This window comes from Priestia sp. FW507-14D1A (genome assembly GCF_058781295.1).
The window spans coordinates 143920-153120 of sequence record NZ_JBYSWQ010000008.1 but is presented as its reverse complement, the minus strand read 5'-3'; the positions used below and the strand labels follow the sequence as shown (position 1 = coordinate 153120).

Below are 9201 nucleotides of genomic sequence, written 5' to 3'. Positions count from 1 at the left end.
CAGGTTGATAGGTCAGAGGTGGAAGCGTGGCGACATGTGTAGCTGACTGATACTAATCGATCGAGGACTTAACCAAACTTTTAAAAGCGTAAGCTTTACTCAGCAAACAGTTATCTAGTTTTGAGAGAGCAATCTCTTGTCTGGTGGCGATAGCGAAGAGGTCACACCCGTTCCCATACCGAACACGGAAGTTAAGCTCTTTAGCGCCAATGGTAGTTGGGACTTTGTCCCTGTGAGAGTAGGACGTTGCCAGGCCAATAAAAAGACTAGTCATTCAATGACTAGTCTTTTTTTGTTTCTAAAAATTACAGCGTGAATTTAACTTTTAAATTATGTTACACTATAGTGGATTCATTTAATTTTTTATTATAAAAGTTCTTTTTGACGTTGTAAGAAACTTCTTTCAAACTGGAGGCTGCATTTTGGGTAAGAAATCAAAAAAAGTACTATACGAATTACAGGAAAATGAAACAATCGCAAGTTGTTTAGATCGGATGAAAAAAGATGGGTATATGCCCGTTCGACGCATGGAAAAGCCTATCTTTGAAGAAAAAGAAATAAATGGTAAAAAAGAGTATGTTCCGGTAAAGCAACAGATTGTTTTCGAAGGGAAAAGTCTCTAAATACGAACATTTTAATGATAAAAATAGTAAACATTCGATTTTTGGGTTGACTTTTTTCTGGTTTGGCTGTTATTATTAAGTTGTCAATTGAGATATCCGAAACCTCATATAATAGTGGGAATATGGCCCACGAGTTTCTACCCGATGACCGTAAATCATTGGACTATGAGGAGAGTACAATTACTAAATAGGTAAACATGATTCCTTTTCAAAAGGAATGTTGATACATGAAACCTAGGGTAGTTGTGGCTTTCCTTTAGTGAGCCATAACGTACCCTAGGTTTTTTTATAACGTGAAAAAGGAGCTTTTATTCATGAATGTAAAAGTTGCTGTTGTAATGGGCAGTCAGTCAGACTGGAGCACTATGAAATATGCGTGTGACATTTTAGATGAATTAAATATTGAATATGAAAAGAAAGTTGTATCAGCACATCGAACGCCGGATTATATGTTTGAGTACGCTGAAACTGCTAAAGAACGAGGGATTAAAGTTATTATTGCTGGCGCTGGTGGCGCTGCTCACTTACCTGGTATGATTGCTGCAAAAACAATTTTACCTGTAATAGGTGTACCGGTTAAATCAAGTAACTTAAACGGTTTAGATTCACTTTTATCGATTGTTCAAATGCCGGGCGGCGTACCGGTAGCTACAGTAGCTATTGGAAAAGCTGGTTCTACGAACGCTGGCCTGCTAGCAGCACAAATCTTAGCAACACAGGATCCAACGTTAAGTGATCAACTTGAAAATCGTAGAGAGTCTATTAAATCATCCGTGTTAGAAAGTAGTGATCAACTTGTCTAATTTACTTATACCTCCTGGTAAAACAATTGGAATCGTAGGCGGTGGACAGCTAGGAAGAATGATTGCACTATCTGCTAAAGAAATGGGTTATTACATTGCAGTGCTTGAACCAACAGAAGATTCTCCTTGCGGTCAAGTAGCAGATATTAAAGTCATTGGCAACTATGATGATAGAAAAGCGGTTGAACAGCTTGCTGAAGTGTCAGATGTCATCACCTATGAATTTGAAAACGTTGATGTTGAGATGATGAAATGGCTAGAAACAAAATGCTACGTGCCACAAGGCAGTCATTTACTAGCCGTTACACAAAATCGTCGTTTAGAAAAAGAAATGATTACAAAGCTTAATCTAGACGTTCCTGATTACGCAATCGTTACGACTGAAGAAGAACTTTTAAAAGCTGTCGAAACAATTGGTTATCCATGTGTCGTAAAAACTTGCCGAGGCGGATATGACGGTAAAGGGCAAGTTCTAGTGAAAAATGAGAATAATATTCGTGAAGCAGCTGAGCTATTAGCACAGTCGGAATGCATTGTAGAACAGTGGATGAACTTAGATAAAGAAGTATCAGTTATTGTACACCGCAATGCAAAAGGCGAAACGGTATGTTTACCAGTAGCTGAGAACATTCATAAGCATCATATTTTGCACCAAACGATTGTTCCGGCACGTATTACAGCAGATCAAGAAGCGAAAGCTCTTCAATATGCGCAAGAAATAGCAAAAGGATTAGATTTAGTTGGTACATTAGCAGTTGAGATGTTCCTAACTGAAGAAGGTCAGCTTTATATAAATGAAATGGCACCTAGACCTCATAATTCAGGTCATTATTCAATCAATGCTTGTGATCTTTCTCAATTTCAGCAGCATGTAAGAGCCATTTGTAACTGGACCCTAGCACAGCCGACTTTATTAAAACCTGCTGTTATGGTTAACCTATTAGGGGAACATATTGAGAACACAATGGCAAAAATCGAATGTTTAGATGATATGCACTTGCATTTGTACGGAAAAAAAGTTGCAAAAGAGAAGAGAAAAATGGGACATATCACGGTATTAGCTGATAAGATAGATGAGGCGATAGAAAAAGCCGAATCTCTAGGAATTTGGGAAAGAACGGAGGAAGTAACAACATGATTGAACGTTATACAAGACCAGAAATGGCAGCTATTTGGACAGAAGAAAATAAATTTAAAGCTTGGTTAGAAGTTGAAATTCTAGCTTGCGAAGCATGGTCAGAATTAGGACATATTCCGAAAGAAGATGTGAAGTTAATTCGTCAAAATGCATCTTTTGATATTAACCGCATCAATGAAATTGAATTAGAAACGCGTCATGACGTAGTAGCTTTCACTCGTGCAGTATCTGAAACGCTTGGTGAAGAGCGCAAGTGGGTACACTACGGTTTGACTTCAACTGACGTAGTTGACACAGCTCTATCTTATTTATTAAAGCAAGCTAATGAAATCTTGCTAAGTGACGTAGAGCGCTTTGTAGAAGTACTAAAGGAAAAAGCTCAAGAACATAAGTATACGGTTATGATGGGACGTACGCACGGTGTACACGCTGAGCCAACGACATTTGGTTTGAAAATGGGATTATGGTACGAAGAAATGAAGCGTAACCTAGAGCGTTTAAAACGTGCTGCAGCTGAAGTGGAATTCGGTAAAATGTCAGGAGCAGTTGGAACGTTCGCTAACATCGATCCTTTCGTTGAAAAATACGTATGTGAGAAGTTAGGAATTTCACCAGCACCAATCTCTACGCAAACATTACAGCGTGACCGTCATGCACACTATATGTCAGTACTAGCGTTAATTGCGACATCTATTGAGAAATTTGCAGTAGAAGTTCGCGGTCTTCAAAAGAGTGAAACACGTGAGGTTGAAGAGTACTTTGCAAAAGGTCAAAAAGGATCATCTGCAATGCCTCATAAACGTAATCCAATCGGTTCTGAGAACGTAACGGGACTTGCTCGCTTAATTCGCGGCTATATGGTTACAGCTTATGATAATGTACCGCTTTGGCATGAGCGTGACATCTCTCATTCATCAGCAGAGCGTGTCATCTTACCTGATGCAACGATTGCTTTAAATTACATGTTAAATCGTTTTGCAAACATTGTTAAAAACTTAACAGTATTCCCTGACAATATGAAGCGCAACATGGATCGTACACTAGGATTAATTTACTCACAGCGTGTACTGTTAACACTAATCAATAAAGGCATGGTACGCGAAGAAGCATACGACTTAGTACAGCCAAAAGCAATGGAAGCATGGGAAACGCAAGTTCCTTTCCGTTCTTTAATTGAAGGCGAAGAGCGCATTACTCGCCACTTATCACCAGAAGAGATTGAAGATTGCTTCGATCATAAGCACCATTTAAAAAATGTAGATATGATCTTTGAACGTTTAGGTCTTTAATAAAAAAGGCAAGGCACGTCCTTGCCTTTATCTAAGAAAGTGTATCTGAATATTCTGTATGTAGAGGTGACAGCATGGAAAAGCAAGAGTTACTTTATGAAGGAAAAGCGAAAAAAATTTACGCTACTGATGAGCAAGATGTATTGTGGGTTGCTTATAAAAATGAAGCTACAGCATTCAACGGTCAGAAAAAAGCGGAGATTAGCGGAAAAGCACAGTTGAACAATCAAATTAGTAGTTTACTATTTTCAATGTTACATGAGCAAGGGATTACAACTCACTTTGTGAAGCAGCTTTCAGATCATGAACAAGCGGTTAAGAAAGTAGAAATTGTCCCGCTTGAAGTTGTTGTACGAAATGCTACAGCAGGAAGCCTTGCGAAGCGAATTGGCGTAGAAGAAGGTATTCGTTTTGAACAGCCAATCGTTGAACTTTATTACAAAGACGATGCGCTTGGTGATCCATTAATTCTTGCAGAACATGCGATTTTCCTTAAGGCTGCAACTCAAGAAGAGATTGATAGTTTAAAGGCACAAGCACTTCAAATCAACGAAATATTATCGAAATTTTTCAAAGATAAAGATATTTTCTTAGTAGATTTTAAATTAGAATTCGGCCGTACTTCTCAAGGCGACATTATTTTAGCGGATGAAATTTCACCTGACACTTGCCGCTTCTGGGATGTTCATACGAACGAAAAATTAGATAAAGATGTATTCCGCAGAGATTTAGGCGGTTTAACAGAAGCATACGAAAAAATCTTACAGCGAATCGGAGGATAACCCAACCATGTATAAAGTAAAAGTATTTGTCACATTAAGAGAAAGTGTATTAGACCCTCAAGGAGTAGCCGTTAAAAATTCATTGCACCGTATGTCTTATGAAGAAGTAGAAGAAGTACGCATCGGTAAATTTTTAGAGCTAACAATCGACAGCACAGATTCATTAGATGAACGCGTAAAAGAAATGTGTGAAAAGCTTTTAGTTAATACAGTAATTGAAGATTACCGTTACGAGGTTGAGGAGGTTGTCGTACAGTGAAATTTGCTGTAATTGTTTTTCCAGGATCAAACTGTGACGTCGATATGTATCATGCTATCAAAGATGAGCTTGGTGAAGAAGTAGATTACGTTTGGCACGATACAGAATCATTAGATCAATATGATGGTATCTTGCTTCCAGGTGGTTTCTCATATGGAGATTACCTTCGTTCAGGTGCTATCGCTCGTTTCTCAAATGTAATGGACGCTGTAAAAAAAGCAGCAAGCCAAGGAAAGCCAGTACTAGGTGTATGTAATGGATTCCAAATTTTATTAGAAGCAGGATTACTGCCAGGTGCTATGCGCCGTAATGAAAACTTAAAATTCATCTGTAAAACAGTGAATTTGAAAGTAGCTAATAACGAAACAATGTTTACAAATGCTTATGGCAAAGATGAAGTAATTGCTATTCCAGTGGCACACGGTGAAGGCAACTACTATTGTGATGAACACACGTTACAAAAATTGATTGAAAACAACCAGATTCTTTTCCAATACGCAGGTGATAATCCAAACGGAAGTCTTCAAGATATTGCAGGGATTACGAACGAAACAGGCAACGTATTAGGAATGATGCCTCACCCAGAAAGAGCGGTAAGCGATCTTTTAGGAAGCGCGGACGGACTTAAATTATTTCAATCAATCGTAAAGCAGTGGAGGGAACAAAATGTCGTTACTTCTTGAACCAAATGTAGAGCAAATTAAAGAACAAAAGTTATATCGAGACATGGGATTAACAGACGAAGAGTTTGCGAATGTAGAGCAGCTGCTTGGTCGTACTCCTAATTATACAGAAACAGGCTTATTCTCTGTTATGTGGTCAGAGCACTGCAGTTATAAAAACTCTAAGCCTGTACTGAAAAAATTCCCTATCACGGGTGAAAAAGTATTACAAGGTCCTGGTGAAGGAGCTGGTATCGTTGATATTGGTGACAACCAAGCCGTTGTATTTAAAATCGAAAGTCATAACCATCCATCAGCGATTGAACCTTATCAAGGAGCAGCAACTGGTGTAGGTGGTATCATTCGTGACGTCTTTTCAATGGGAGCAAGACCGATTGCACTTTTAAACTCTTTGCGTTTTGGTGAATTAACATCTCCAAAGGTTCGTCATTTGTTTGAGGAAGTAGTAGCGGGAATCGCAGGTTACGGTAACTGTGTAGGAATCCCAACAGTAGGCGGAGAAATTCAGTTTGAAGCGTCATATGAAGGAAATCCGCTTGTTAACGCTATGTGTGTGGGTTTAATTAATCACGAAGACATTCAAAAAGGTCAAGCTAAAGGCGTTGGCAACACGGTTATGTACGTAGGAGCAAAAACGGGACGCGACGGCATCCACGGCGCAACATTTGCTTCTGAAGAACTATCTGATCAGTCAGATGAAAAACGTCCTGCTGTACAAGTAGGAGATCCATTTATGGAAAAACTTCTTCTTGAAGCTTGCTTAGAACTTATCAAGTGTGACGCTTTAGTCGGTATTCAAGATATGGGTGCTGCGGGTTTAACAAGTTCTTCAGCAGAGATGGCAAGTAAAGCAGGTTCTGGTATTGAAATGAACCTTGATCTTGTACCTCAGCGTGAAACAGGTATGACACCATATGAAATGATGCTTTCAGAATCTCAAGAGCGCATGCTCATCGTTGTTGAAAAAGGCCGTGAAAATGAAATCGTAGAAATCGTAGAAAAATACGGATTAGAAGCTGTTTCAGTTGGTCACGTAACCGACGATAAGCGCCTTCGTTTAACTCATAACGGAGAAGTAGTAGCAGATGTTCCTGTAGATGCATTAGCAGAAGATGCACCGGTATACCACAAGCCAACTCAAGAACCAGCATACTATCGTGAGTTCCAAGAGCAGCCAGCATATGCTCCTACTGTTGAAAATCACAGTGATATGTTAGTAACACTTTTAAAACAGCCTACTATTGCAAACAAAGAGTGGGTTTACAACCAATATGACTATCAAGTACGTACAAACACAGTTGTATCTCCTGGATCTGACGCGGCGGTTGTTCGTGTACGTGATACAAATAAAGCATTAGCGATGACAACAGACTGTAACTCTCGCTATTTATACCTAGACCCAGAAGTAGGCGGCCGTATTGCAGTAGCAGAAGCTGCTCGTAACCTTGTATGTTCAGGTGCCCAGCCTCTTGCAATTACAGACTGCTTAAACTTCGGTAACCCTGAAAAACCAGAAATCTTCTGGCAAATTGAAAAAGCAACAGACGGTATGAGCGACGCTTGCCGTGAGCTATCGACTCCGGTTATCGGCGGTAACGTATCTCTTTACAATGAAACAAAAGGTGAAGCAATTTACCCAACTCCTGTTATCGGAATGGTTGGTTTGATCGACGATCTCAACCATATTACAACTCAATATGCGAAGCAAAAAGATGACTTAATCTATGTGATTGGTAAAGCTGAAGCAGAATTCGCAGGTACTGAGCTTCAAAAAGTACTAGAAAACGGTACGGTATTTGGGCATTCACCTAAATTAGATTTAGCAGTTGAAAAAACACGTCAAGATCAGCTTCTTCAAGCAATTCGTGAAGGCGCAGTTCAATCTGCTCACGATATTGCAGAAGGAGGATTCGCGGTAGCCCTAGCTGAAAAAGTGATGAACGGCAGCGGATTAGGTGTGAACGTAACGGTAGACGGCGAAGCAACAGCAGAGCTATTCAGTGAAACACAATCGCGTTTTATCGTAACGGTTTCTCCAGAGAATAAAGAAAAATTCGAAATGCTTGTACAAGATGTAACATTAGTAGGACGCGTAACAGAAGACGCAACATTAACTGTTAAACATCAAGAAAATGTTCTTGTTCAATTATCAGTTGAAGAATTAACTACTGCTTGGAAAGGAGCGCTTCCATGCTTGCTGAAATCAAAGGCTTAAACGAAGAATGTGGCGTATTCGGTGTATGGGGACATGAAAATGCAAGCCAGATTGCTTATTACGGTTTGCATAGCTTGCAGCACCGCGGACAAGAAGGCGCTGGTATTGCTGTAACAGACGGAGAAAAAGTGACAGTAATGAAAGGTGTCGGTCTTGTTAACGAAGTATTTGGCCACGGAGAGTTAGAGCAACTAAACGGTAAAGCAGCAATTGGACACGTTCGTTATGCAACAGCTGGAGGCGGAGGATTTGAAAATGTTCAACCCCTTCACTTCCGCTCTCATAGCGGAAGCCTTGCGTTAGCTCATAATGGAAACTTGGTTAATGCAAATGCATTAAAGCATCAGCTGGAAAACCAAGGGAGTATTTTTCAATCAACATCGGATACAGAAGTACTTGCTCATTTAATTAAACGAAGCGGCTATGAAGATATGAAAGATAAAGTAAAAAATGCTTTATCAATGGTTAAAGGCGCATACGCATTCGTTATCTTAACAGAAGATACGATGATGGTTGCACTTGACCCTCACGGATTGCGTCCGTTATCAATTGGACGATTAGGTGATGCTTATGTAGTAGCTTCTGAAACATGTGCGTTCGATATCGTTGGAGCAGTTCATGAGCGTGATGTAGAGCCGGGTGAATTACTCATTATTAACGATGAAGGTATTCAATCAGAACGTTTCACATTAAATGTAAACCGTGCAATTTGCAGTATGGAATATATTTATTTCTCAAGACCAGATAGCAATATTGATGGAATCAATGTTCACTCTGCTCGTAAAAACCTTGGGAAACAACTTGCAGTTGAGTCACCGATTGAGGCAGACGTTGTAACAGGCGTTCCCGATTCAAGTATTTCAGCAGCGATCGGTTTTGCAGAACAGTCAGGAATTCCATACGAATTAGGTTTAATTAAGAATCGATACGTAGGCCGTACATTCATTCAGCCTTCACAAGAATTGCGTGAACAAGGTGTAAAAATGAAGCTGTCTCCTGTACGTAAAATTGTAGAGGGTAAACGTGTTGTCATGGTAGATGATTCTATCGTTCGCGGCACAACAAGCCGTCGCATTGTTCGTATGCTTCGTGAAGCAGGAGCAACTGAAGTACATGTACGCATCAGTTCACCCCCTATTAAAAATCCATGTTTTTATGGAATTGACACGTCGTCATCCTCTGAGCTAATTGCTGCTACACGCTCTGTTGAAGAAATTCGTGAATTGATTGAAGCTGATTCACTTGTTTTCTTAAGCAACGAAGGGTTAGTAGATGCAATCGGCAGACAGTATGAAGGCAACGGCGGACAGTGTATGGCATGTTTCACTGGAAAGTATCCAACTGAAATTTATCCAGATACTGTACACCCTCATGAAAAGGTAACTTGTTAGTTTTAACGTAAAAAAGGA

The 9201-nt window shown here is 39.7% G+C and carries 9 protein-coding genes, 1 rRNA gene and 1 riboswitch; all 10 genes read left to right on the top strand.

The annotated features are described in order from the left end of the window. The first annotated feature begins 139 nt into the window (after positions 1 to 139). A 5S ribosomal RNA gene (rrf, locus tag AC3WJG_RS23290) occupies positions 140 to 255 on the top strand. Positions 256 to 422: 167 nt separating this feature from the next. Beyond that, positions 423 to 623: an NETI motif-containing protein gene (locus AC3WJG_RS23285; protein ID WP_014461942.1), complete on the top strand. Its 201-nt coding sequence runs from the start codon at positions 423 to 425 to the stop codon at positions 621 to 623. 84 nt (positions 624 to 707) lie between these two features. Continuing rightward, positions 708 to 809: riboswitch (purine riboswitch) on the top strand. 128 nt (positions 810 to 937) lie between these two features. Then, positions 938 to 1426: a 5-(carboxyamino)imidazole ribonucleotide mutase gene (gene purE, locus AC3WJG_RS23280; RefSeq protein ID WP_013055034.1), complete on the top strand. Its 489-nt coding sequence runs from the start codon at positions 938 to 940 to the stop codon at positions 1424 to 1426. Continuing rightward, on the top strand, positions 1419 to 2564 hold the full coding sequence (gene purK, locus AC3WJG_RS23275; protein WP_013081438.1) for a 5-(carboxyamino)imidazole ribonucleotide synthase: 1146 nt from the start codon (positions 1419 to 1421) through the stop codon (positions 2562 to 2564). Before purE ends, purK begins: the two co-directional genes overlap by 8 nt. Continuing rightward, complete coding sequence (gene purB / locus AC3WJG_RS23270; RefSeq protein WP_013055036.1) at positions 2561 to 3853, top strand: adenylosuccinate lyase; 1293 nt, start codon at positions 2561 to 2563, stop codon at positions 3851 to 3853. The genes purK and purB overlap by 4 nt, the downstream gene beginning before the upstream one ends. A 74-nt stretch (positions 3854 to 3927) precedes the next feature. Beyond that, positions 3928 to 4635: a phosphoribosylaminoimidazolesuccinocarboxamide synthase gene (gene purC / locus AC3WJG_RS23265; protein WP_013055037.1), complete on the top strand. Its 708-nt coding sequence runs from the start codon at positions 3928 to 3930 to the stop codon at positions 4633 to 4635. A gap of 7 nt (positions 4636 to 4642) precedes the next feature. Then, on the top strand, positions 4643 to 4894 hold the full coding sequence (gene purS, locus AC3WJG_RS23260; RefSeq protein ID WP_013055038.1) for a phosphoribosylformylglycinamidine synthase subunit PurS: 252 nt from the start codon (positions 4643 to 4645) through the stop codon (positions 4892 to 4894). After that, entirely contained in the window at positions 4891 to 5577 is a 687-nt protein-coding gene (gene purQ / locus AC3WJG_RS23255) for a phosphoribosylformylglycinamidine synthase subunit PurQ (RefSeq protein WP_013055039.1), read from the top strand. Before purS ends, purQ begins: the two co-directional genes overlap by 4 nt. Beyond that, positions 5561 to 7792 (top strand): phosphoribosylformylglycinamidine synthase subunit PurL, encoded by a 2232-nt coding sequence (purL, locus tag AC3WJG_RS23250; RefSeq protein ID WP_492588625.1) that lies wholly within the window; start codon positions 5561 to 5563, stop codon positions 7790 to 7792. The genes purQ and purL overlap by 17 nt, the downstream gene beginning before the upstream one ends. Then, entirely contained in the window at positions 7768 to 9183 is a 1416-nt protein-coding gene (gene purF / locus AC3WJG_RS23245) for an amidophosphoribosyltransferase (protein WP_013055041.1), read from the top strand. Before purL ends, purF begins: the two co-directional genes overlap by 25 nt. Positions 9184 to 9201: the final 18 nt, after the last annotated feature.